We start from the raw sequence: 22,757 nt of genomic DNA on the forward strand, positions 1-22,757 counted from the left end.
CGGCAGGCGGGGAGCTGCGCGATCCCGACGCCTCTGCCGCCGCCGTGCCTGCACTCCTGAACCAGGCCACGATCTCGGCATGGGCGGCGCGCCGGTTCTGTCGGAGGCTGTGGTCGTCGCCGGGGTAGACGACCAGCCTGTGCGGACGGTCGAGCTGCCGCAGGCGGGCGGCCATGGCGCGGGAGTCTTCCACGCTCACCCGGTCATCGGCTTCGCCGTGCAACAGCAGTACCGGCATGCCAGCCGGCAGGTGTTCCGCCCAACGAAGCGCAGAGCGCTCCCGCAGCGCTGCCGGCTTGTCGTCGGCATAGCCGGGAATGCGTGCACGGTAGACGCGTTCCATCTCCGGGCGCCAGGCCAGGCCTGCGCCGAGATCGGTGGCGCCGGCGATCGTCGCCATCGCCGTGATGTCGCTGCGGCGGCGTGCGACCAGGTAGCTCATCATGGCGCCACGGCTCTGGCCGAGCAGGAAGACGCGGTCGCCATCGGTACCGGGCAGCGTCCGCGACAGGTCGATCAGGCGCATGACGTCGTCCACGTCCCTGCCGCCGAACTCGTCCGCATCGCGGTACTGACTGGCGACCACCACATGGCCGGCCTTCGCCAGCGGCAGCAACGTCTGGAACAGCTGCAGCGCGTCGAGCCTGCCGAACCCGCCGTTGCCGCCCCGGTTGTAGACCAGCAGCGGCAGCCGGTCGGCGTCGTCGCCTTTGGGTCGTACCACATACCCGGAAACGGTGTGTCCGCCGCTGTCGTACGTGATGACGTGACAGTCGAACGCCGCGCGCGCGAATGCGAACATTCGGGCGGGCACCAGGGTTTCCAGCTGCGCCTTCGATACGGGCGCGGCACCCGTGCGCTGCACGATGGACGCCACCCAGCTTTCGTAGTCGGGTGTGGTCTGGAAACAATCGGTCTTCGACAGGAAGGCCGACGGCGCGGTGGGTGCTTCAGCGTGGGCGGGCGCGGCGTGCGCCCACGTCAGGGCGAGCACGATGATCAGCGTGCGGAGCATGCTTGCGGTCTCTTGAGGGGGAGTGGGCGGGGCCGCGTGAGGCGGCCGCGCGAGGTCAATCTTCCGCGGCGAGCGCGGGATCGAAGGCCAGCAGGTCGCCGGGCTGGCAGTCCAGCGCCGCGCAGATCGCCTCCAGGGTCGAGAAGCGGATCGCCTTCGCCTTGCCGGTTTTCAGGATCGACAGGTTGGCCAGGGTGATGTCGACGCGCGCCGCAAGTTCGGTCAAGGTCATGCGGCGCGCATGCAGGAGCTCGTCCAGGCGTACGACGATGGCCATGTCAGACCGTTCCTTCCAGATCGGTGCGCATGCGCGCGCCGTGCGCGAACACGCCGGACAGCACGAACAGCAGCAGTACCGCGAGCCAGGGGGTCGGCGACAGGCCGGTCATCTTCCCCGGAAGCGCCGCCGCCCCCGAGATCGCCAGCACCGCCAGCCGCATCAGCTCGATCGTCAGCACGCTCCAGGCGATCGCACTCAGTCGCTGCGCATTCGAGGCAACGAAGGCATCGCCGCCGCGCACCGTGTCGACGATCGCCAGCAGGCGTCGCAGGATCGTATGCACGATCACGGCGCAAACGATGCCGATGACCATGATGGCGCGCAGGCCCAGCGGCGCCTGCGGGGACATCGTGGCCAGATCGAACCCCAGCGGCTTCCAGGGCCAGCCCTCGACGAAGAAGCTGGCGCACAGCAGGCTGATGATGATGGCCGCGTAGCCGAGGTTGATCACGGTCAACCCGAGGATCAGGGGGCGGGCGGCGGCAAGGGCTCGGGCGGGCATGCGGCTCATCGGCGATCTCCAGTGGATATGTTGTTAAACGATACGCCACGTATCGAAAAACAATAAATATGCTGGAAGTCACGCCGCGATGGGGCTACGCCTGCCGGAGTCACTGGGTGATGTGAGGATGCGTGCGATGCGGCAGGTTCATCGCGTCCTCCCGCCTGTGCGGGTGGCCAGGCGCTGAAGCGATCAGCCCTGCATGCTGCCGGTGTCCAGCCACCGCTGGTGCCACGACAGCGCCTCCGGCAGCAGGTGCGGGGTGTGCTTGCCGTAGCTGTGCTGCAGGGCGCGGTCGAAGTAGTCCTGCAACGCATCGCGATAGTCGGGATGGACGCAGTTGGCGATCAGCGTGTGCGCGCGCTGCTTGGGCGTCAGGCCGCGCAGGTCGGCCAGGCCCTGTTCGGTGACGATCACCGACACGTCGTGCTCGGTGTGGTCCACATGGCTGACCATCGGCACCAGCGCCGAGATGCTGCCGCCCTTGGCGGTGCTGGGGCTGAGGAACACCGACATGAAGCCGTTGCGGGCGAAGTCGCCCGAGCCGCCGATGCCGTTCTGGATACGGCTGCCCATCACGTGGGTGGAGTTGACGTTGCCGTACAGGTCGGCCTCGATCATGCCGTTCATGCCGATGCAGCCGAGCCGGCGCACCAGTTCGGGATGGTTCGACATTTCCTGCGTGCGCATGATGATGCGCTCGCGGTAGAAGGCGATGTCGCGCTTGAACGCCTCGTTGGCGGCCGGGCTCAATGCGAAGCCGGTGCAGGAGGCGACGTCGAGCACGCCTTCGCGCAGCAGGTCGAGCATGCCGTCCTGGATGCCCTCGGTGAATGCGGTCAGGCCGCGGAACCCGCTCTTGGCCAGTCCCGCCAGCACGGCATTGGGGATGTTGCCCACGCCGGACTGCAACGGCAGCAGGGTAGGCGGCAGGCGGCCAAGGGCGACTTCGTGCTTCAGGAATTCGATCAGGTGGCCGGCGATGCGTTCGCTGGTGGCATCGATGGGCGTGAACGGGCTGTTGCGGTCCGGCCCATGCGTGCGCACCACGGCGACGATCTTGTCTGGATCGCAGCGCAGGGTGGTGTCGCCGATGCGGTCGTGCACGTGCTCCATCGGGATCGGCTTGCGGTGCGGCGGCAGCGCGGTGCCGTAGTAGATGTCGTGCATGCCTTCCATGCCGGCGGGCTGCCAGTCGTTGACCTCCACGATGACCTTGCTGGCCAGGTCCAGCCAGGTCTTGTTGTTGCCGATCGACGTGGAGGGCACCAGCGTGCCGTCCTCGCGGATCGCCGAAACTTCCACCACCGCGGTATCGATGGGGCCGTAGAAGCCGAACCACACGTGCTGCGCCACGTGGCTCAGGTGGATGTCGATGTAGTCCAGCGTGCCGTCGTTGATGCGCTTGCGTGCGTCCGGATCGCTCTGGAACGGCATGCGCAGGGCGATGGCGTCGGCCTTGGCCAGGGCGCCATCCAGTTCCGGCGCGGTGGAGGCACCGGTCATCAGCTTGATCTGGAACGACTGGCCCGCGGCGTGCGCCTGCTCGATGCGCGCGGCCAGCGCCAGCGGCACCGCCTTCGGATAGCCTGAACCGGTGAAGCCGCTCATGGCCACCGTCTCGCCGGGCTGGATCAGGGCGGCGGCGTGGTCGGCATCGACCACGCGGTCGCGCAGGCCGGCATGGCGGATTCGGTCTTCTTGCATGGCAGGGGGCTTCCGGAAAACGAAACGGCAATTATCGCGCGCGGCGACGGTGTCGCAGGATACGACCTTCGTGGCAGCCCGCGATTTGCGCCGGATCAATGCCCGGCGGCGTCCATCCACGGCGGGCGCTGCTTCGCGGCGCGGCGGTAGGCCGGGCAGTCCTGGCGGTGCGCGCCGGGCAGATAGCCCAGGCTCATCAGGAACTCGCCGGTGATCTCGCCCCCGGTAAAGCGGAAGGTCTTCTTGAACAGTTTCACCCACTCCGCCTTCGGCAGCGGATGGTGCGCGTCCAGCCAGGCCGCGAAGCCGCCGTGGGTGTCGCGCAGTTGCTGGATGACCCGGGCATTGTGGATGGCCGCCTCCACCTTCAGGCGGTTGCGGATGATGCCGGGGTCGGCCAGCAGGCGGGCGCGGGCGCGTTCGCCATAGCGGGCCACGCGGTCCACATCGAAACCGCTGTAGGCGGCGCGGAACCCGTCGCGCTTGCGCAGCATGGTTTCCCAGCTCAGGCCGGCCTGGTTGATCTCCAGCAGCAGGCGTTCGAACAGGACCGCCTCCTCGCGCTGCGGGAAGCCGTACTCGTGGTCGTGGTAGGGGCCATGCAGCGGATGGCCGGGGGCGATGTCGCAATAGCCAGACATGGGGCGTGCCGATGGGAAGTCGCGCGATTCTAGGGCCGGTTGCGGATAGCGTGTGTCCTCACCGGCGCGGGCTGCGCGGGCACGGGCTAGAATGGTGGCATGCAAGACGCCGCCACCCCCTTGGCCAACCAGCTGCTGATCGCCTCGCCGGCGCTGTCCGATCCCAACTTCGCGCGCAGCGTCACCCTGATCTGCCAGCACGACGACGACGGCGCCATGGGCGTGATCGTCAACCGCGCGTCGGAGTACACGCTGGGCGAAGTGCTGCGGCAGATGAACCTGGCTTCGCAGGATCCGCGCCTGGACGACCAGGTGGTACTGGCCGGCGGTCCGGTGCATCCGGAGCGCGGCTTCGTGCTGCACGACAGTGCGCGCGCGTGGGAGTCCACGCTGGAAGTCGCCGACGGCCTGTTCCTGACCACCTCGCGCGACATCCTGGAGGCGATGGCCGCAGGCGACGGCCCCGCGCATGCCGTGGTGGCGCTGGGCTGTGCCGGCTGGGGCGCCGGCCAGTTGGAGTACGAACTGGGCGAGAACAGCTGGCTGACGGCGCCGGCCGACGCCGAGCTGCTGTTCGCGCTGCCGCTGGAACAGCGCTGGCAGGCCGCCGGCCAGCGGATCGGCGTGGACATGACCCGCCTGACGGACTACAGCGGCCACGCATGGGCGCGCGCCGCGGCCCGCCGACGTGGTCTCCACGGCCGTCGGCGGAAGATGGCGCGCACGGGATCGGGCGGGGGCAGCAGGCATGAAGCTGGACGGCACCGTACTGGGATTCGACGTGGGCGCCCGCCGCATCGGCGTGGCCGTGGGCAGCGCGTTCGGTACCGGCGCACGCGCACTGGCCGTCGTCGACGTGCACGGCCATGGGCCGGACTGGCCCGCCATCGACAGGCTGCATGCCGAATGGAAGCCCGACGGCCTGGTGGTGGGCGACCCGATGACGCTGGACGGCGGCGACCAGCCGATCCGCAAGCGCGCCCACGCCTTCGCCCGCGAACTGCGCGCGCGTTACCACCTGCCGGTGGTGCTGGTGGATGAGCGCACAAGCTCGGTCGAGGCGGCGCAACGCTTCGCCCTGGATCGCGCGGAAGGGCGCAAGCGCCGTCGCGATGCCGTCGCGCTGGATGCCGTGGCGGCCGCCGTCATCATCGAACGCTGGCTGGCCGCACCGCAGGACGCGACCCAGTTGACCTGACTCTTCCCCGAACTCACTCCATGACCCCACAACTCGATTCCGATGGACGCCTGCGCCACCTGCTGACCCTCGACGGCCTGCCGCGCGAGACCCTTTGCCGCCTGATCGACCGCGCCGGCCAGATCCGCGACGCGGCGCTGGGCCGCACGCCACGGCGGCAGGTGCTGGACGGCACCACCGTGTGCACGCTGTTCTTCGAGCCGTCCACGCGCACCCGCAGCTCGTTCCACATCGCCGCGCAGCGGCTGGGTGCGGACGTGCTGAACTTCGACGCGTCCACCTCGTCCACGCGCAAGGGCGAGACGGCGCGCGACACGCTGCGCAACCTGGAGGCGATGGGCGTGCGCGGCTTCATCGTCCGCCACGCCGAGGACGGTGCGGTCGCCGCGCTGGCGGCCGAAGCGGGCGAGGGCACCGCGCTGGTCAACGCCGGCGATGGCCGCAGCGCGCACCCGACGCAGGGCCTGCTGGACATGATGACCATCCGCCAGGCCAAGGGCGCGGACTTCTCGCGGCTGAAGATCCTGATGGTCGGCGACGTGAAGCACTCGCGCGTGGCGCGCTCGGACCTGCATGCGCTGCGCACCCTGGGCGCGGGCGTGATCCGCGTGTGCGGGCCGCAGTCGCTGCTGCCCGACGACGGCACGCTGTCGGGCTGCGAGATCGGACAGGACTTCGACGCGATGCTCGACGGCGTCGACGTGGTGATGATGCTGCGCCTGCAGCGCGAGCGCATGGAAGAAGGGCTGATCGCGTCGCTGGAGGCGTATCACCGCGACTATGGCCTGACGGCCGCACGCCTTAAGCGGGCCGCGAAGGATGCGGTGGTGCTGCACCCGGGTCCGATCAACCGCGGCGTGGAGATCACCGACGAGGTGGCCGACGGTCCGCAGTCGCTAGTGCTGCGCCAGGTGAGCAATGGCGTCGCCATCCGCATGGCGGTGCTGGAGATGCTGCTGGGCTGAGCCCAGGGATTCGCGGTCGTTTTTCGCGATCCGGCCGCGCACTCCCGCGTGCGCCAGGGAAGCCGCCGTCATCCCGGCGAAAGCCGGGACCCAGCGCCTTTGATGCTGCCAATGAAGTCCTTGGGTTCCGGCTTTACCCGTCATTCGGCTGTCTGGAGCCGCCGGAATGACGATGCCGGGGCCGAGGGCGAAGCGGCAATCCACGCCTGCCCGTGCGCCTCCCCGCGCGATGCTCACCTCTCTACTGCCACCACCCGGTTCTTGCCGGCCTGCTTGGCCTGGTACATGGCCCGGTCGGCGCGCGCCAGCAGCTCGTCCTGCGATTCGCCCGGCAGCCAGCGCGCCACGCCGGCACTGAAAGTCACCAGGATGCCCCGTCCCTCATGCACCAGCGGCGAATGGGCCAGGCGCGCGCGCAGGCGTTCCAGCGTGCCGGTCGCCTCCAGGAAACTGGTGTCCGGCAGCAGCAGCACGAACTCCTCGCCGCCGAAGCGCGCGACGGCGTCGCTGGCGCGCAGGGTGGCGCGTGCCATGGCCACGACGTGGCACAGTGCGGCGTCGCCACCCAGATGGCCATGCGCGGCGTTGATGTGGCGGAAGTCGTCCAGGTCCAGCAGCGCCAGGCTGAGGGTCTGGCCGCTGCGCAACGCACGCACCGATTCGCGCTTGAACAGCTCGTCGAAGCCGCGCCGGTTCAGCGCTTCCGTCAGCTGGTCCACGCGCACCAGCGCCGAGACCGACTGCAGTTCTTCCTCCAGGCTGGCGACGCGCCGTTCGGCGGCTTCCACCTCGCGCCGCGCGTCCAGCAGGCTGTCGCGCGCGCGCAGGGCCTGCGCCTGCACCTGCGCGGTGTCGTCCAGGATGTCCTCCATCCGCTTGCCCAGCTCGGCGATGCTGCGGCTGTCGCGGATGGCCTGTGCATGGAAGCTGATGCGGTCGTGGAACTCGCCGGTGCTGCTGGCCATGCCGTCCAGCCGCTCCACGAAGGTCACCATCATCTCCTTCATCGAAGCCTTGGATTCGGCCAGGCCCTGCTTCAGCAGGCCCTGCTTGTAGATCACTTCGCGCAGGCCGGCGCGGGTCTGTTCCAGCGCGGTGCGGTCCAGGGGGCCGGCCAGCAGCTGCCGCACCGCGCCGATCTGGTCCTGCAGCCAGCTGCCATCCTCGATCAGCTCACCCACGTTCTCCAGCAGCAGGTCGAACAGGCTGCGCATCAGTTCCTGCGCATCGTTCACCTCGTGCGTGCGCAGGCCGACGAGGCGGCACAGTTCCTTCATGTCGGCGCCCAGCTCGTCCAGCGGCTGCGTGGGCTGCCACTGGCGCACGCGGTCGGTCAGCGCATGGGCCTGCGGCAGCAGGGTGGCGTCGTCGCGCAGCAGGTGTTCGATGCCGCCGGCCAGCACGTGATGCAGCAGGTCGCGCAGCTGCTCGGCCTCGCCGGACAACGGCTCGTCCTGGATCGTGCGGATGTATTTGTCGATCAGTTGCCGCAGGGCGCGGCCATAGCGGGGCCAGTCGGCGTCGGCATGCGCGGACTGCAGGCGCTCGCCCATGCCCTGGAGCTCGCCCGGCAGGCCGGCTACACCGTCCGCGAAGGCGGCCAGCAGCAGGCCCGGTTCCTCCGCGTGCGCGAACAGGGCCTGCAGCTGCACGCTGCTGATCGCCGGCCGCGACCGGGCGCCGCCCGTCGTGGCGAGTTCGCGCGAGGTCGACGCGGCGGCCCCGTGCCGACGCGACCAAAACCGGCGCAGGCTGCCAGAAATTCCGGAGTTGTCGTCGGCCACGTCAGCCATTTCAGTCGCTCGCACGGCCATGGGCGGGTGCCCACCGGCCACCAGGGGATGCCGGGTTATCGGCCGCAGGCGGCGCGGGTTGAGGGAACGTGGTCCGTCCGGTCGCCGGAAGCGTGACGCAGCGCGTCCCGCTGTCGGCGCCGGGTCAGCCGGTGGCGGGAGGAAAGCGGACGAGGGCTTCCTCGATGATGGCCAGGTGGGCCAGGGCCTCGTCGTGACCGGCGCCGGCGGCGGCGCGGACCTGCTCCAGCGTCGGATGGGACACGATCAGCAACAGGTTGCCGCACTGGCTGCAGGCGTAGTCGGTGACCGCGTCGTGCAGTTCCATGGCCATGGCGCGGCTGTCGCCCTGCCAGCCGCAGGGGCACGACAGCGTCCGGTCGCGCCAGCCGGCGGTGAAGTAGTCGGCGACCAGCTCCGCCACGTCAGCGGCCCCGACGCTGGGCGAACAGCCAGTCCCACATCGGGGCGTAGGCGTAGGTGGCGTCCCAGCTGTTGTGGTTGGCATCGGGGAACTCGGTGTAGCGCGCGTCGCGTGCGCCGGCGGCCTTCAGTGCGGCGTCCATGCGGCGCGACTGGGACGGCGGCACCACGTCGTCCTTGCCGCCGTGGAAGATCCACACCGGCACATCCTTCAGGCGTTGCGCGGCGGCGGCGAAGGGATCGGCAGCCGCCGCGACGCTGTGCACGTTCATGCTGGAACGGTCGCGACCCCAGTCCACGGTGATGCCGCCGCACACCGGCACCAGCGCGGCGAAGCGGGTCGGCTGCTGCAGCGCCAGTTCCCATGTGCCATAGCCGCCCATCGACATGCCGGTCAGCGACACGCGGTCCGGATCGCCATCGAATTCGCGCAGCGCGGCATCCAGCGTGGCGAAGGCGATCGGGCCGGCGGTCTGCGTCCATTCGGTGTCTTCCGGCGCCTGTGGAAACACGACCAGCCCGGGGAAGGTGTCGGCATGCTGTCGCAGGTACGGACCCAGACCCGCCATCGTCTGCTTCACGCCATCGCTGCCGCGTTCGCCGGACCCATTGAGGAACAGCACGACCGGTGGCTTGCCACTGCGAAAACGCGCGGCGGGCACGAACACCTGGTAACGATAGGTCTTGCCTTCGAGCACGACTTCGCGCGAGACGAACTCGCCGGTCGGATTCATCGGGGGCGGCGTGGTGCAGGCGGTCATCAGGATCAGCAGCAGGCCCAGGCAGGCGGTGGCGAGAAGGCGCATGGCGATAAAGGTCAGGGGGTCGACGATCGGCAGCATAACCCGAGGGGCACGGCGCAGCGCCGATGCGGACACAAGGCATGCGTGTGTCAGCGTTCCGGGTCGGGCGGAGGCATGTCGTCACGCAGGCGGACGAAGCGGGCGAAACGCGGCAGGCCGGTCGAGGTGATACCCGTGTAGCGGTAGGTCACCCACGCGCCCAGCGGCGGTGGCGCGGCCCGCTGCGCATCGGTGAAACCGGTGCCGATGCGGAAGCTGCGTCCCTCCGGCGTGCGTACCTGCAATGCGCCCATCATGCCCTGGTACTTGCCCTTGCCCGGCAGGTGCGCGACCACCTGTGCCTCCGCATCCTGCTGTGGCTTGTACTTGAGGAGATCCTCGCTGCGTCCGGGGCGGTAGCGAGCGCTGCGTCGATGCAGCATCAAACCCTCGCCCCCGGCGGCGACCACGCGCGTCAGCTCGGCGTCCACTTCGGCGGCCGTCCCGAAGCGTCGCTGCGGGATCATCGCCAACTACGGGTTGTCGGCGCCCGCAATCAAGGCACGCATGCGCACGACCCGTTCCGCGAAAGGCCGTGGATTTGCCGGCAGGTCGAAGGCCATGAAACGCACGTATCGCCACGCCTGCGGGTCGGCTCGCACGCGCCTGACGGTGGCGCTGACCTCATCGAAGCGGCCACGCGCGATCCACAGTTCGCCGTCCATGGGGTCGGTCGGCCACCCACGTGTGAACGCAGCCGGCGCCGCGATCCGCGCGCCGCCGCGCGTCCATAGCGAGCGGCCATCCCAGCGGGCGCGCACGCCATCCAGTTTTTCGCTGATCAGGAAGTCCGCCACGGCCACGTTGCCGTGATACGAGGTGGCCAGCATCGGATCCGGTGGGGGTGCCGACAGCGCGGGCCAGGCCAGCAGGCATAGCAGGGCGGTGAGGAGCAGGCGCATGGCGGCGGACCGGACCGAGGAGGCCCCAGCGTCGTGCGCCACGTCAATGGACGGGATCGGCGCACATCGCGGCGATCTGTAGGAAAGCACCGCATGCAGCGGTCATTCGGGACGACACGCTCTGCGCGGGCATGCCAGGGAAACGGAAGTAGCCTGCTTCGTGGAGCTCATGCCCTCATCCAGCACCAGGCGACCAACGCGGCGGCATGCAGTACGACCATCATCCAGAACACGGCGCGGTAGCCGGGCTTGCGCGATTTGTGCCGCAGCGTCTGCTGCGCGATCCAGGCGCCGGGCCAGCCGCCGGCGAGCTCCAGCAGGTGCAGGGTGGACTCGGGCGTGCGCCAGCGACCGGTCTGCGCCGCATGCTTGTCCAGCGCATAGACAACGAAGGTGATCACCGACAGGACCAGCGGCACGAATACCGCTTGCAGCGGGAGTCGCTCAGTGCGGAAGGCCCAGGAGAGGAACAACCCATAGGCGATCATCGCCGCTGCGCCCCCCACTGGAGATGCGGAATTGCGCGCGCGCCGGTGTCTCAAGACGAAAGCGAGTAGGGCTCGGTCGGGAGGTGGACCGTGATCGGTCGCGCCAATCCGAACCCCAACACGATCATCCCGGCTACATAGGTCAGCAGGGCGGTCCTGCTTCCCCGCAGATGGAGCAATCCGAACAGGATCAGGGTGGGTGGCATGAAAAGTCCGGCGAAGCCCCACAACACATGAGTACGGAATGCGTTGCGAAGCAGCCAGACCCAGCCGGTGAGCAGCAGGAAGATGGCGCTGCAGATCAGGATCAGGTGCAGGTTCAGTTGCATGGGCGAAGTCTTCCTTGAATCGCGGTGGACAGAGGTGAAGTGCAGCGGTCAGTGCAGCAGGATCAGCGTCGCCAGACCCAGGAAGCAGAAGAAGCCCATCACGTCGGTCACCGCGGTGACCACGACGGTGCCGGCGACGGCGGGGTCGATGTTCATGCGCTTGAGCAGCAGCGGCAGCAGCACGCCGGCGGTGGCGGCGGCGCAGAAGTTCAGCACCAGCGCCATCGCGATCACCAGCGACAGCATGGGACTGCGGAACCAGACGAACGCAATCACACCCACGATGCCGCCGATCAGCACGCCGTTGATCAGTGCCACGCGCAGTTCCTTCCACAGCAGGATGCGCGCATTGCTCGCGCCCACCTGGCCCAGCGCCAGGCCGCGCACCATCAGCGTCAGCACCTGCACCGCCGCATTGCCGCCGATGCCGGCGACGATGGGCATCAGCACGGCGAGGGCGACGATCTTTTCCAGTGTCACTTCGAACTGGCCGATCACGCTGGCCGCCATGAACGCGGTGAACAGGTTGATGCCCAGCCACACCACGCGGCCGCGCACGGCGCGCTTGACCGGCGAGAACAGGTCCTCGTCCTCGTCCAGGCCGGCGGCGCCCAGCGCCTGGTGCTCGGCCTGCTCGCGGATGATGTCCACCACGTCGTCGATGGTGATGCGGCCGAGCAGGATGTTGTTGTCGTCCACCACGGGCGCGGACACCCAGTCGTGGTCGGAGAACTGGCGCGCGACTTCCTGCGCGCTCTCGCCCACATCGATGGCCGGCTGCTCGTCGTCGATCAGCCGGTTGATGGGCGTGGTGTCCTCGTGGGTCACCAGCGCGGCCAGCGGCACGCGGCCCAGGTACTGGTGGCGGCGGCTGACCACGTACAGGTGGTCGGTGTGGTCGGGCAGTTCGCCGCGCAGGCGCAGGTAGCGCAGCACCACGTCGACGTTGACGTCGGCGCGCACGGTGACCACGTCCGGGTTCATCAGGCGGCCGGCGGTGTCTTCCGGGTACGACAGCACCTGCTCCAGGCGTTCGCGGTTCTCGCGGTCCATCGACTTGAGGACTTCGTCGATGACGGTATCGGGCAGGTCCTCGACCAGGTCGGCGAGGTCGTCGATGTCCAGGTCTTCGACCGCGGCGACGATCTCGTCGGTGTCCATGTCCGCCAGCAGGCTTTCGCGCACCTCGTCGCCGACGTGCACCAGCACCTCGCCATCGTCCTCCGGATCGACCAGGCCCCAGACGACTTCGCGCTTGCCGGGCGGCAGCGATTCCAGCAGGTTGCCGATCTCCGCGGGCGACAAGGTGTTGACCAGCCGGCGCACGGGCCCCAGCCGACCGCTGTCGAGCGCGTCGGAGAGCAGGCGCAACTGGCGTGCGGTCTTGTCGTGGCGGATGGTCTCGACCATTCGGTACTCCGGAATGGGGCCGATCCGTCAGGCGGATGCGACCGGGGCATCAGGCGTTCATGTCGCCATTATCGCCCGGGCTGCGCGTTATGGACACCCCGTAACGCCGCCGTACGAGATCCCGCGAGTTTGTAGGAGCGCCCATGGACGCGATGCTTTTCGCAAGAGATCCGAAGCAACAGCATCGCGCCCATGGGGCGCTTCTGCAGAGAGGGTCAGATGGAGGTCGCGGCCTGGAGCCAGCGCTCGATGCCGGCGCGGTCGCGCGCCTGCAGCAGTTTCGCCGCGCGGGACTGAAGGTCCGACAGGTCGCTGTCGCGGATCGCCTTGCGCAGTTCCAGCAGGGTCGCCGGATGCAGGCTGAACTCGCGCAAGCCCAGTGCCAGCAGCATCGGCGCGAGGGTTGCATCGCCGGCCATCTCGCCGCACATCGCCACCGGTACCTTGTGCTCGGCGCCGATGCTGATCACATGGCGGAGCAGGCGCAGCACGCCGGGGTGCAGCGGCGAATAGAGTTCGCCCAGGGCCTCGTTGTTGCGGTCCGCCGCCAGCAGGTACTGGACCAGGTCGTTGGTGCCGATCGACACGAAGTCCACCACGTCCACGAAGCCGTGGAAGGCGATCGCGGCGGCGGGCACTTCGATCATCGCGCCCAGTTCGACATGTCCGGCGATCTCGTGGCCCTGCTTGCGCAGCTGCAGCCCCGCACGACGCAGGCGGCGACGCACTTCCAGCAGTTCCTCGCGCCCGCTGACCATCGGCACCAGGATGCGCACCGGTCCGTAGGCCGAGGCCCGCAGGATGGCGCGCAGTTGGGTGTCGAACACCTCCACGTGCGCCAGCGCCAGGCGCACGCCGCGCACGCCCAGCGCGGGATTGTCCTCGTCGCCGATGGCCAGTCCGGTGCGGTCGGCCTTGTCCGCGCCCAGGTCCAGGGTGCGGATCGTCACCGGCCGCCCACTCATGCCGAGCACCAGGTCGCGGTAGACCTGGAACTGCTCGTCCTCGCCCGGCAGTTCGCGGCGCTGCAGGAACAGGAACTCGGTGCGGTACAGCCCCACGCCGGTCGCGCCCAGGGCATGGGCCCTGGCCACATCCTCCAGCGACTCGGCATTGGCCCACAGGGCCACGTCGACGCCGTCGCGGGTGCGGCTGGGTTTTGAGCGCAGGCGACCGAGTTCGCGCTGCTCGCGGGCCGCATCGCGCAGGCGCTCGCGGTAGCGGCGCAGGTCGTCGGGGTCGGGATTGACCACCACTTCGCCGGTACTGCCGTCCACCAGCAGCACGTCGCCATCGTTGATACGCTGCAGGGCCTGCGCGTTGCCCACCACCAGCGGCAGGTGCAGGCTGCGCGCGAGGATGGCGCTGTGCGAGAGCGCGCTGCCGGCGGCCGTGACCACGGCGACGACGCCCTGTTGCTGGAGCTCGGCCAGTTCGGAGGGCGCCACGTTGTCGCTGACCAGGACCTCGCCGGCGACTCCGGGCGTATCGGTCGCACGTTGGTGCAGGTGCGCATGGATCCGTCCGATCACATGGTCCAGGTCGTCCATGCGGCTCTTGAGGTAGGCGTCGTCCATGCCGTCGAACACGGCGGCCAGGCGGTCGCGTTGCAGCCTCAGGGCGTAATCGGCGGTGTAGCGGCCGGCGCGGATCAGCTGGTCCAGGCCGTGCAGCAGTTCCGGGTCGTCCAGCAGCAGCGCATGCAGGTCGAGGAACTCGCCGACTTCCTGGGCCAGCGCCCCATGCAGGCGGGCGCGCAGGCTGTGCATCTCGCGGCGGGTGGCGTCGACCGCCTCGTGCAACCGGGCCAGTTCGTCATCGATCTGGTCCTGGCGGATGTGCTGCTCGGCTACATCCAGGACGTGCGGCAACCGGACCCGTGCGCGCCCCAGCGCGCTGCCGCGCGACGCCCCGTGCCCCGGCAGCAGGGCCCTCAAGTCACGCGTCCTCGTCGAATCGTCGCTCGAACAGCGAGACGACTTCCTGCATCGCGGCGGCTTCGTCCTCGCCGTCGATGCGGACCGTCACCGGCGTGCCCTGGCCGGCCGCCAACAGCATGACGCCCATGATGCTTTTCGCGTTCACCTCGCGGCCCTTGGCTGCCAGCGTGGCATTGCAGCGGAAGCCGGACAGCGTCTGCACCAGCTTGGCGGTGGCGCGCGCGTGCAGTCCGAGGCGGTTGGAGATGGTGAGTTCGCGTTCAAGCATCGTCGTGAATGACTCCATTGCGTGCGCCGGCGGCGGCGATGGCCGGCAGTTCGTCCAGTCCCTGTTCCGAATAGTTCATCACCCGCAGCAGCATGGGCAGGCTCAGTGCCGAGACGCGCCGCACCGGCGTGCCCAGGCGGGCCAGCCGGCCCGCCAGGTTGCTGGGGCTGGCGCCGTACAGGTCGGTCAGCACCAGCACGCCGTCGCCGCCATCCACGCGCCGCAGCGCGGCGGACGCCTGCGGGAGCAGCGCCTCCAGGTCGGCGTCGAACGGCACCTCGAAGGCCTCCGCCTTGAGGGGCAGGTGCCGCAGCATCGCGCTGGCGACCGCCAGGATCGCCGCGCCCACGCCGGGATGAGTCACAAGAAGAATGCCACAGGCCATGCCGGAACGTTAACAGACCGGCATGACGCGCTGGAAGCGGCGTGTGTGGAACGGTAAGGACGGTCTGCCGTCCTGCCAGGCCCCGTGGAGCGGAGCTTGCTCGGCAGCTCTGCTGCCCGAGTCGGGAATCGTGAGCCGGTCAAGCCCGGCTGCACGACACCGGGGGTCAATCCAGTTCGGGGTGGAAGGTGGCGACTTCTTCCCAGCCCTGGTCGCGCGCGTGCCGGGCCAGTGTTTCCGCCAGGTACACCGAGCGGTGCTTGCCACCGGTGCAGCCGAAGGCGATGGTCACGTAACTGCGGGTCTCGCCGCGCAGGCGCGGCAGCCAGGTGTCCAGGAAGCCGCTGACCTGGCCGACGTACTCGGCGACCTCCGGTTGGGCGTCGAGGAACGCGCGCACTTTCGGGTCGCGGCCGGCGTAGGGGCGCAGCTCCGGGTTCCAGTGCGGGTTGGGCAGCACCCGCGCGTCGAACACGAAGTCGGCGTCGGCCGGGACACCGCGCTTGTAGGCGAAGGATTCGAACAGCAGCGACAGCTGGGTGCCCTTGTTGAAGGCGAACTCGGCGATGATCCGGCGCCGCAGCTGGTGCACGTTGAGCTGGGAGGTGTCGATGACGATGTCGGCTTCCGCGCGCAGCGGCGCGATGATGGCGCGCTCCTGGCGGATGGCTTCCTGCAGCGACAGCCCGCCATGCCCCAGCGGGTGGCGCCGGCGGGTGTCGGAATAGCGCCGCAGCAATACCTCGTCGCTGGCGTCGAAGAAGACCAGCCGGCCTTCGAGCCCCAGCTGGCTCAGCGCCGCGCGCCACTGCGCCAGTTTGGACAGGTCGTTGTGGCGGCTGCGCACGTCGATGCCCACGGCGATCTTGGGCGGCAGTTCGTCCTCGCGCACCAGGCTGCGCACGAACGAGGGCAGCAGGTCCACCGGCAGGTTGTCGACGCAGTAGTAGTCCAGGTCCTCGAAGGTCTTCAGCGCCACCGACTTGCCCGATCCGGACAGGCCGCTGACGATGACGACCGTGGGCGCGGGCGGAGGCGGCGTGCCGTTGTCCTCGTCTGCGACCTGCGGGGTGGCCGGATCGGTCATGGCGTGCTGCGCTCGAGCAGGTTGCTGTGGCGTGCGATGAACATCGCGGCCGGATCGATGCCCTTGGTGCGCAGGATGTGCAGCCGCGTGGCGGCTTCGGTCAGCACGGCCAGGTTGCGGCCGGGCATCACCGGCAGGGTGATCAGCGGCACGTCCAGGTCCAGCACGTGGCGGGTGCCCGAATCGCCGGTCAGCCGTTCGTAACCGTGCGGGTTGGGTTCGGTCATCGGCCGGGTCAGGTGAACGATCAGGCGCAGGTACTTGTTCTTCTTCACCGCGGTATCGCCGAACATCTCGCGCACGTTAAGCACGCCCAGGCCGCGCACCTCCAGCAGGTCCTGCAGCAGTTCGGGGCAGGTGCCGTCCAGCACGTCCGGCGCGATCTGGGTGAACTCGGGCGCATCGTCGGCGACCAGCCGATGGCCGCGGCTCAGCAGTTCCAGCGCCAGTTCGCTCTTGCCGGACCCGGCCTCGCCGGTGATCAGCACGCCGATGGAGTAGATCTCCATGAAGACGCCGTGCAACGTCACCCGTGGCGCCAGCGTGCGCGCGAGGTGGTAGGAGAGGTGGTTGAGCAGTTCATGGCCGCGCTTGGGCGACACCCACAGCGGCGTGTCGTTCTCGTTGGCGGCCTCGCGCAGGTCCTCGGGGCACGACTGGTTCTTGCTGATCACCAGCGCCAGCGGCCTGGCCTGCACGATCTTCTCGATGGTTTCCCAGCGCTGGCGGGAATCCAGCGAGTCGAGCCAGGTCAGTTCCTCGGTGCCGAGGATCTGCACCTTGTTGGGGTAGACGGCATTGAGGTAACCGGCCAGCGACGGGCGCCGCGACACGGTGTCACCGGATTCCAGCACGCGCTTGTCGCCCTTCTGTCCCGCCAGCCAGCGCAGGGCCAGCTTGTCCTTCTGCTGGTCGAACAGTTCACGGGCGGTGATGCTGGTATTCATCATGCGGAAGCAGCCGGCGGAAAGGGAGATGCCGGCCCGGAAGGCGGCGTATGCCAGTGTAATGGCCCGTTCGCGACCGCGCGACCGCGCGGAGCCTGATCGCGCGCGGCGTCGGGACAGGACGTGGGGGCCGCCCCGCAGTGCGGAGCGGCCTGCCGGGGCTCGCCCGGCGCGGTGGTCAGCCGATCAGTTCGCTGCGCGCGCCTGCGCGCTGCACGTCGGTACGCTTTTCCTTGTGCTTGACCAGCAGGCGGTCCAGCTTGTCGGCGAGGATGTCGATGGCGGCATACATGGTCTGCGCGCCGGCATCGGCATGCAGGGTGCGGCCGGCGATGTTGACCGTGGCTTCGGCCAGGTAGTCGGGCTTGCGGGTACCCAGTTGCGTACGGACTTCGAAGGGTTGTTCGAAGTGGCGCTCCAGCCGCTTCAGTTTGGTCTCGACGTATTCACGCAAGGCGGGAGTGACTTCGATTTCGTGGCCGTAAGTCTCGATACGCATGTGTGCCTCCTTCGGTCGGTAGAACCGCGCACGGGGCGCGGAAAGCGTGTCAGCAATGACAACGCGGCAGGGGTCTGGGTTCCGTAGTGCTCCTTATTGCCGGTGGCGATGGCAGGCGGGTGCCTGCAGGACAAAGATGGACCCGTCCGCGGCAACTATCAACCCGTACGCATGCGCTTTTTGGCGGTCGCGTCTAGGTGTTAGGAAAACGTTCTGCGCGCGTGGAACGCGGTCACGCTTGGTCTCGCGAAACGGCGCGAGGCTCAGGCGATGCGTACGCGTTCGTGCGAAGACAGGATGTTCAGCGCCTCGCGGTACTTGGCCACGGTGCGCCGCGCCACCGGGATGCCGGACGCCTTCAGCAGGTCGGCCAGCTTCGCATCGGACAGCGGCTTGCGCGGGTTCTCGTTCTCGACCAGGCGCCGGATCATCGCCTGGATGGCGGTGCTGGAGGCTTCGCCGCCCCCGTCGGTGTCGATGCCGGACGCGAAGAAGGCGCGCATGGGCAGGGTGCCTCGCGGCGTCCTGACGTACTTGCGCGCGATGGCGCGCGAGACCGTCGATTCGTGCAGGCCGACCTGTTCGGCGACATCGCGCAGCGTGAGCGGACGCAGCGCCTGTTCGCCGAACTCGAGGAACCCGGCCTGCTGGTGCAGCAGGCAGCGCATCACCTTGAGCAGCGTCTCGCCCCGCGCCTCGACGCTCTTGAGCAGCCAGCGCGCTTCCTGCAGCTGCGCCCTCAGGTAGCCGGCATCGCTGTCGCCGCACTGCCGGATCATCTGCTCGTAGCCGCGGTGTATGGTGATGCGCGGCAGGGTGTTGCCGGCCAGTGCTGCGCGCCACACGCCGCGCTGGCGCCACACCACGCAGTCCGGCACCACGTAGGTATCGTGCGACAGGTCGCCGATCTGTGCGCCGGGCCTGGGGTCCAGGGTGCGCAACAGGTGCACCGCCTCCTCCACCTCGGCGAGGGGGCGCTTCAGTTCCTGGGCGATGCCGGCCACGCCACTGCGCGGCAGGCGCTCCAGTGCGGTCTCGGCGATCGTCAACGCCAGCGCCTTGCCCGGCGTGTCGTCGCCGAGCACCGACAACTGCAGCTGCAGGCACTCGCCCAGCGAGCGGGCGGCCACGCCGACGGGGTCGAAGCGCTGCACCTGGTGCAGCACGACAAGGATGTCTTCTTCCGCGGCTTCGATCTCCGGACGCAGGGTCTGGGCGATCCCGGACAGGGGTTCGCGCAGGTAGCCGTCGTCTTCCAGCGCGTCGATCAGTGCGGCGCCGATGCGGCGGTCGCGCGCGGAAAGGTGCGACAGGTGCAGCTGCCACAGCAGGTGGCCGTGCAGCGTATCGGCTTCGGCCACGCGCTCGGCGGGGCTGCCGCCGTCGTCGTCGTCGAACGAGCCTCCGCCGCCGGACGATGTCCAAGGCCCTTCGTCCGGCGACCAGTCGTCGGGCTCTCCGGCGGCTACCCGTTCGTGGTCCTGTTCGTCCTGGGCCTGCGCGCGCTCGTCACGCGGATCTTCTCCCGGAGGGGGCGCGTCGTCGGCACCGCGCGGCGGGCCCGCGTCCTCGCCGGGTTCGCTCCAATCCAGCAGGGGGTTGGTTTCCACCGCCTCGGTCAGCTCGATCTCGAGTTCGGCGGTGGACATCTGCAGCAGCCGGATGGCCTGACGCAGCTGCGGCGTCATGACCAGATGCTGTCCCAGCGATGTCTGCAGGCGTGGCTTCATTCCCGACCTTGGAAACCCGTAGGCGGCCAATGCCGCCGGCGGGGATCACAGGCGGAAGGTTTCGCCCAGATAGACCCGTCGTACGTCCGGATTGGCCAGCAACGCGTCCGGGGCCCCCTGCGCCAGAACGCTACCGGCATTGAGGATATACGCCCGGTCGCAGATTCCCAAGGTTTCGCGCACGTTGTGGTCGGTGATCAGCACACCGATGCCGCGGTCCTTGAGGTGTTTCACGATGCGCTGGATTTCGCCCACCGAGATCGGGTCGACGCCGGCGAAGGGCTCGTCCAGCAGCATCAGGCGTGGACGGGCGGCCAGGGCACGGGCGATCTCCACGCGCCGGCGCTCGCCGCCGGACAGGCTGGCACCCAGCTGGTCGGCGACATGGGTGACCTGCAGTTCGTCCAGCAGCGAGGCCAGTTCGCGGTCGATGCCGGCCGCATCCAGGTCCTCGCGCAGTTCCAGCACCAGGCGGATGTTGTCGGCCACGCTGAGCTTGCGGAACACGGAGGGTTCCTGCGGCAGGTAACCCACACCGAGCTTGGCGCGCTGGTACATGGGCTGGGCGGTGATGTCCTGGCCGTCCAGCTCGATCGTGCCGGCGTCCGCGGCCACCAGGCCGACGATCATGTAGAAGCAGGTGGTCTTGCCGGCGCCGTTCGGGCCCAGCAGGCCGACCACTTCGCCCGGCTGCAGGGTCAGGCCGAAGTCGGCGACGACTTCGCGCTGCTTGTAGCGCTTGCGCAGGCCCTTGGCGGTCAACATCAGTTCTTGCCCTGCGCGGGTTGCGCCGACTTGGGCTGGATGACGGTGCGCACGCGGGTGCCGTCGCCGCCGCTCTGCATGTTGCCGCTCTTGGTGTTGTAGACCATGCGCTGGCCGCTGTTCGAGCCGCGATCGGACTTGACCGTGTAGTTGCCGATGAAGGTGATGGTCTCGGTCTTCATGTCGTATTCGACGCGGTCGGCCTGCGCATCCATCCAGGTGCCGTCGTCCATCTGCTGCTTCATCTTCACCTGTTTGCCGGTGAAGACCGAGCGCGAGACCTCGCCGTCGGCCATGTAGATCTCGGCGGCCGCCGAGCGGATCTCCAGCGTGCCCTGGGTGACCACCACGCCTCCGCCCAACACGGTCTTGCCATTGCCTTCCATGTTGCCGGACTGGCTGCCGGAGTCGATGGTCATGGCCTGGTGGCGGTCGGAGGACTTGGCCACAACGTCCGCAACGGGCAGCAGGAGCAGCAGCGCGGCACTAGCGAGCAGAGCGCGGTTCATAGATGGATCTCACCTGGGATTTGAATTGGTAGTCCTTGGTCTTGAGGTTGGCCTCAAAACCGCGCCCGCTGAGTCTAGAGCCGGGCTGGGTGACCGTCACCACGTCGGCGGTCATGGCCAGATCGCGGTCGGGGAAGACGTTCAGCGTCTGCGTACGGAAATCCGCCTTGCGCGCGCCGCCGGCGGGGGACGTGCCATGCACATCGCCCTGCAGCCTCAGTTCTTCGCCCTTGGCGCTGAGCCAGCCGGACCTGGAGCGCAGTTCCCACGAGCGGCCCTCCTCTTCCGGCAGCAGGAACAGCGGGGGGGTGATGGTGTAGGTCTGGTCCTGGGGATTGCGTTCCATCAGGGGCGCGCGTACGGCCACCGCCTCCCGGCCGTCATCGTTGAGGGCGATCATCTCGAAATCGCGCATCACGTAGTCGGAGCGGTCGACGACGACCCGGCCGGGCGCAGGCACGTCGCGGTTCTTCCAGGCCGACCAGCCGCTCAGGATGGCCGCCAGCAGCAGTACCAAGCCCAGCGTGGTGCGCCAGCTCATGCGGTACCGCCTTCGAAGAGGGGGGCGTGGCCCTGCGTCCCCAGCAGCAGATCGCAGGCCTCGCGAGCGGCGCCCTGGCCGCCATGCCGACGCGTGCGCCAGTGCGCGTATTGCGCCGTCCAGGGATGGGCGTCGGCAGGGGCGATCGCAAGCCCCACTTCACGGAACGCGGGGACATCCGGCAGGTCGTCGCCCATGAAGGCCACCTGCTCCATGCCCAAGCCCAGGCCGGCGCCCAGTTCGCGCACCCTGGCCAGCTTGTCCTTGACGCCGGTGAACACCTGTACCCCCAGCTCGCGGCCGCGCGCCACCGCCACGGTGCCGCCACGCGCGGTGATGAAGGCCACCTCGATGCCTGCGCGCTTCAGCAGCACCAGACCCTGGCCGTCCTGCACGTGGAAGGTCTTCTGTTCGCGCCCTTCGCTGTCCAGGTAGAGGCGCCCGTCGGTGAGCGTGCCGTCCACGTCGAAGCACGCCAGCCGGATGCGCGCGGCACGGGCCAGCACGTCGTCGGTCAGGTCGTGGAGGTGGCTCAGGGGCATGGGGACAGGATGGGTGGCGGAAGGAGGAACGGCAAGGGCATGAGGCGGCAAGCCCCGCGGTTACACCACGCGGGCACGCAACAGGTCGTGAATGTTGAGGGCGCCGACGGGGCGCTGTTCATCGTCGACCACGATCAGGCCGCTGATCTTGTGTGTTTCCATCAGGCGCGCGGCCTCGACGGCCAGTTGGTCGGCGCCGATGGTCTTCGGCTGACGCGTCATCACGTCGGCGATGCGCGCCGTGCGCACGTCCAGCGCCGGATTGTCCAGCGTGCGGCGCAGGTCGCCGTCGGTAAAAAGACCGGTCAGGCGACCGTCGGCATCGACGACGGCGGTCATGCCAAGGCGCTTGCGGCTCATCTCGACCAGGGCCTGGCTGAGGGTCGCGCCCACGTCCACGCGCGGCACATCGTCGCCGGCGTGCATCACGTCGGTGATGTGCAGCAGCAGGCGGCGCCCAAGGCTGCCGGCGGGGTGCGAGCGGGCGAAATCGTCGGCGGTGAAGCCGCGGGCGTCCAGCAGCGCCACGGCCAGCGCGTCCCCCATCGCCAGCGAGGCGGTGGTGCTGCTGGTGGGCGCCAGGTCGAGCGGGCACGCTTCGGCCGGGACGCTGACATCCAGGTGGAGGTCGCTTTCGCGCGCCAGCGTGGACTGCGGTCGGCCGGTCATGGCGATGACGGTATTGCCCTGGCGCTTGAGCACCGGCAGCAGCATCAGCACTTCGTCCGACTCGCCCGAGTACGACAGCGCCAGCACGACGTCCGCATCGGTGATCATGCCCAGGTCGCCGTGGCCGGCTTCCCCCGGATGGACGTAGAAGGCGGGCGTGCCCGTCGAGGCCAGCGTCGCCGCGATCTTGCGCGCGACATGGCCGGACTTGCCCATGCCGGTGCAGACCACGCGGCCCCGGCCGGCGAGGATGGCCTGGCAGGCGGCCGAGAACGAACCGTCGATGCGGGCCGCCAGCGCGTCCAGCGCACGCGCCTCGATCTCGATGACCCGACGGCCGCTGGCCGCCAGGCTGGCGGGCGAGACGGACGGGGTCAGGG

General features: G+C 69.0%; 26 protein-coding genes and 2 pseudogenes. 3 read left to right on the plus strand and 25 right to left on the minus strand.

Features of this window, described 5'->3' with window-relative positions:
* Nucleotides 1-67: 67 nt before the first annotated feature.
* From CSC76_RS19285 to CSC76_RS13140, 5 genes and pseudogenes are all read right to left on the minus strand, one after another.
* A pseudogene (locus CSC76_RS19285) lies at nucleotides 68-1,015 on the minus strand (alpha/beta hydrolase family protein); the annotation flags it as partial.
* A 55-nt stretch (nucleotides 1,016-1,070) separates the two neighbouring features.
* Nucleotides 1,071-1,292: a helix-turn-helix domain-containing protein gene (locus tag CSC76_RS13125; RefSeq protein ID WP_162110444.1), complete on the minus strand. Its 222-nt coding sequence runs from the start codon at nucleotides 1,290-1,292 to the stop codon at nucleotides 1,071-1,073.
* Nucleotide 1,293: 1 nt separating this feature from the next.
* Entirely contained in the window at nucleotides 1,294-1,806 is a 513-nt protein-coding gene (locus CSC76_RS13130) for a DUF2975 domain-containing protein (protein ID WP_162110445.1), read from the minus strand.
* A 183-nt stretch (nucleotides 1,807-1,989) separates the two neighbouring features.
* On the minus strand, nucleotides 1,990-3,504 hold the full coding sequence (gene scpC / locus CSC76_RS13135; RefSeq protein ID WP_162110446.1) for a succinyl-CoA:acetate CoA-transferase ScpC: 1,515 nt from the start codon (nucleotides 3,502-3,504) through the stop codon (nucleotides 1,990-1,992).
* Between the two features lie 95 nt (nucleotides 3,505-3,599).
* Nucleotides 3,600-4,145, minus strand: a complete 546-nt coding sequence (locus CSC76_RS13140; protein ID WP_162110447.1) for a DNA-3-methyladenine glycosylase I — start codon at nucleotides 4,143-4,145, stop codon at nucleotides 3,600-3,602.
* 99 nt (nucleotides 4,146-4,244) lie between these two features.
* On the opposite strand from CSC76_RS13140, the pseudogene CSC76_RS13145 reads away from it, so the two are divergent.
* The 3 genes and pseudogenes from CSC76_RS13145 to CSC76_RS13155 form a co-directional block, all read left to right on the plus strand.
* Nucleotides 4,245-4,808 (plus strand): annotated as a pseudogene (locus CSC76_RS13145) (YqgE/AlgH family protein); the annotation flags it as partial.
* Between the two features lie 85 nt (nucleotides 4,809-4,893).
* Complete coding sequence (gene ruvX / locus CSC76_RS13150; RefSeq protein ID WP_162110448.1) at nucleotides 4,894-5,343, plus strand: Holliday junction resolvase RuvX; 450 nt, start codon at nucleotides 4,894-4,896, stop codon at nucleotides 5,341-5,343.
* A 20-nt stretch (nucleotides 5,344-5,363) separates the two neighbouring features.
* Nucleotides 5,364-6,308 (plus strand): aspartate carbamoyltransferase catalytic subunit, encoded by a 945-nt coding sequence (locus CSC76_RS13155; protein ID WP_162110449.1) that lies wholly within the window; start codon nucleotides 5,364-5,366, stop codon nucleotides 6,306-6,308.
* A 233-nt stretch (nucleotides 6,309-6,541) separates the two neighbouring features.
* On the opposite strand, the gene CSC76_RS13160 is transcribed toward CSC76_RS13155, so the two are convergent.
* From CSC76_RS13160 to CSC76_RS13250, 20 genes are all read right to left on the minus strand, one after another.
* Entirely contained in the window at nucleotides 6,542-8,101 is a 1,560-nt protein-coding gene (locus CSC76_RS13160) for a GGDEF domain-containing protein (protein WP_162110450.1), read from the minus strand.
* A gap of 145 nt (nucleotides 8,102-8,246) precedes the next feature.
* On the minus strand, nucleotides 8,247-8,525 hold the full coding sequence (locus CSC76_RS13165) for a hypothetical protein (RefSeq protein ID WP_162110451.1): 279 nt from the start codon (nucleotides 8,523-8,525) through the stop codon (nucleotides 8,247-8,249).
* A 1-nt stretch (nucleotide 8,526) separates the two neighbouring features.
* On the minus strand, nucleotides 8,527-9,330 hold the full coding sequence (locus tag CSC76_RS13170) for a carboxylesterase family protein (protein WP_238394972.1): 804 nt from the start codon (nucleotides 9,328-9,330) through the stop codon (nucleotides 8,527-8,529).
* 86 nt (nucleotides 9,331-9,416) lie between these two features.
* Complete coding sequence (locus CSC76_RS19120) at nucleotides 9,417-9,833, minus strand: hypothetical protein (protein WP_238394974.1); 417 nt, start codon at nucleotides 9,831-9,833, stop codon at nucleotides 9,417-9,419.
* A gap of 6 nt (nucleotides 9,834-9,839) precedes the next feature.
* Entirely contained in the window at nucleotides 9,840-10,268 is a 429-nt protein-coding gene (locus CSC76_RS19125) for a hypothetical protein (protein WP_238394973.1), read from the minus strand.
* 167 nt (nucleotides 10,269-10,435) lie between these two features.
* Nucleotides 10,436-10,756, minus strand: a complete 321-nt coding sequence (locus CSC76_RS13180; protein ID WP_162110452.1) for a DUF1294 domain-containing protein — start codon at nucleotides 10,754-10,756, stop codon at nucleotides 10,436-10,438.
* A 50-nt stretch (nucleotides 10,757-10,806) separates the two neighbouring features.
* Complete coding sequence (locus CSC76_RS13185; protein WP_162110453.1) at nucleotides 10,807-11,085, minus strand: hypothetical protein; 279 nt, start codon at nucleotides 11,083-11,085, stop codon at nucleotides 10,807-10,809.
* 48 nt (nucleotides 11,086-11,133) lie between these two features.
* Nucleotides 11,134-12,495, minus strand: a complete 1,362-nt coding sequence (gene mgtE / locus CSC76_RS13190; RefSeq protein WP_162110454.1) for a magnesium transporter — start codon at nucleotides 12,493-12,495, stop codon at nucleotides 11,134-11,136.
* Between the two features lie 215 nt (nucleotides 12,496-12,710).
* Nucleotides 12,711-14,432, minus strand: a complete 1,722-nt coding sequence (gene ptsP, locus CSC76_RS13195; RefSeq protein WP_162110455.1) for a phosphoenolpyruvate--protein phosphotransferase — start codon at nucleotides 14,430-14,432, stop codon at nucleotides 12,711-12,713.
* Between the two features lies 1 nt (nucleotide 14,433).
* Nucleotides 14,434-14,703 (minus strand): HPr family phosphocarrier protein, encoded by a 270-nt coding sequence (locus CSC76_RS13200; protein WP_162110456.1) that lies wholly within the window; start codon nucleotides 14,701-14,703, stop codon nucleotides 14,434-14,436.
* Nucleotides 14,696-15,088: a PTS sugar transporter subunit IIA gene (locus CSC76_RS13205; RefSeq protein WP_162110457.1), complete on the minus strand. Its 393-nt coding sequence runs from the start codon at nucleotides 15,086-15,088 to the stop codon at nucleotides 14,696-14,698. Before CSC76_RS13205 ends, CSC76_RS13200 begins: the two co-directional genes overlap by 8 nt.
* Nucleotides 15,089-15,254: 166 nt before the next feature.
* Nucleotides 15,255-16,175: an RNase adapter RapZ gene (rapZ, locus tag CSC76_RS13210; RefSeq protein ID WP_162110458.1), complete on the minus strand. Its 921-nt coding sequence runs from the start codon at nucleotides 16,173-16,175 to the stop codon at nucleotides 15,255-15,257.
* Nucleotides 16,172-17,122, minus strand: a complete 951-nt coding sequence (gene hprK / locus CSC76_RS13215) for an HPr(Ser) kinase/phosphatase (protein WP_162110471.1) — start codon at nucleotides 17,120-17,122, stop codon at nucleotides 16,172-16,174. Before hprK ends, rapZ begins: the two co-directional genes overlap by 4 nt.
* A 178-nt stretch (nucleotides 17,123-17,300) precedes the next feature.
* The gene (gene hpf, locus CSC76_RS13220; protein ID WP_162110459.1) at nucleotides 17,301-17,621 is read right to left on the minus strand and encodes a ribosome hibernation-promoting factor, HPF/YfiA family; all 321 of its coding nucleotides are present in this window, start codon (nucleotides 17,619-17,621) and stop codon (nucleotides 17,301-17,303) included.
* Between the two features lie 263 nt (nucleotides 17,622-17,884).
* The gene (locus CSC76_RS13225; RefSeq protein WP_162110460.1) at nucleotides 17,885-19,351 is read right to left on the minus strand and encodes an RNA polymerase factor sigma-54; all 1,467 of its coding nucleotides are present in this window, start codon (nucleotides 19,349-19,351) and stop codon (nucleotides 17,885-17,887) included.
* 45 nt (nucleotides 19,352-19,396) lie between these two features.
* Nucleotides 19,397-20,116: an LPS export ABC transporter ATP-binding protein gene (lptB, locus tag CSC76_RS13230; RefSeq protein ID WP_162110461.1), complete on the minus strand. Its 720-nt coding sequence runs from the start codon at nucleotides 20,114-20,116 to the stop codon at nucleotides 19,397-19,399.
* Complete coding sequence (gene lptA, locus CSC76_RS13235; protein ID WP_162110462.1) at nucleotides 20,116-20,625, minus strand: lipopolysaccharide transport periplasmic protein LptA; 510 nt, start codon at nucleotides 20,623-20,625, stop codon at nucleotides 20,116-20,118. Before lptA ends, lptB begins: the two co-directional genes overlap by 1 nt.
* Entirely contained in the window at nucleotides 20,603-21,166 is a 564-nt protein-coding gene (gene lptC / locus CSC76_RS13240) for an LPS export ABC transporter periplasmic protein LptC (protein ID WP_162110463.1), read from the minus strand. The genes lptA and lptC overlap by 23 nt, the downstream gene beginning before the upstream one ends.
* Nucleotides 21,163-21,708: a KdsC family phosphatase gene (locus tag CSC76_RS13245; RefSeq protein WP_162110464.1), complete on the minus strand. Its 546-nt coding sequence runs from the start codon at nucleotides 21,706-21,708 to the stop codon at nucleotides 21,163-21,165. Before CSC76_RS13245 ends, lptC begins: the two co-directional genes overlap by 4 nt.
* Before the next feature lie 60 nt (nucleotides 21,709-21,768).
* The gene (locus CSC76_RS13250; protein ID WP_162110465.1) at nucleotides 21,769-22,755 is read right to left on the minus strand and encodes a KpsF/GutQ family sugar-phosphate isomerase; all 987 of its coding nucleotides are present in this window, start codon (nucleotides 22,753-22,755) and stop codon (nucleotides 21,769-21,771) included.
* Nucleotides 22,756-22,757 lie beyond the last annotated feature (2 nt).

Origin of the sequence: Pseudoxanthomonas mexicana (genome assembly GCF_010093385.1) — a bacterium.
Classification (GTDB): Bacteria; Pseudomonadota; Gammaproteobacteria; order Xanthomonadales; family Xanthomonadaceae; genus Pseudoxanthomonas_A; species Pseudoxanthomonas_A mexicana.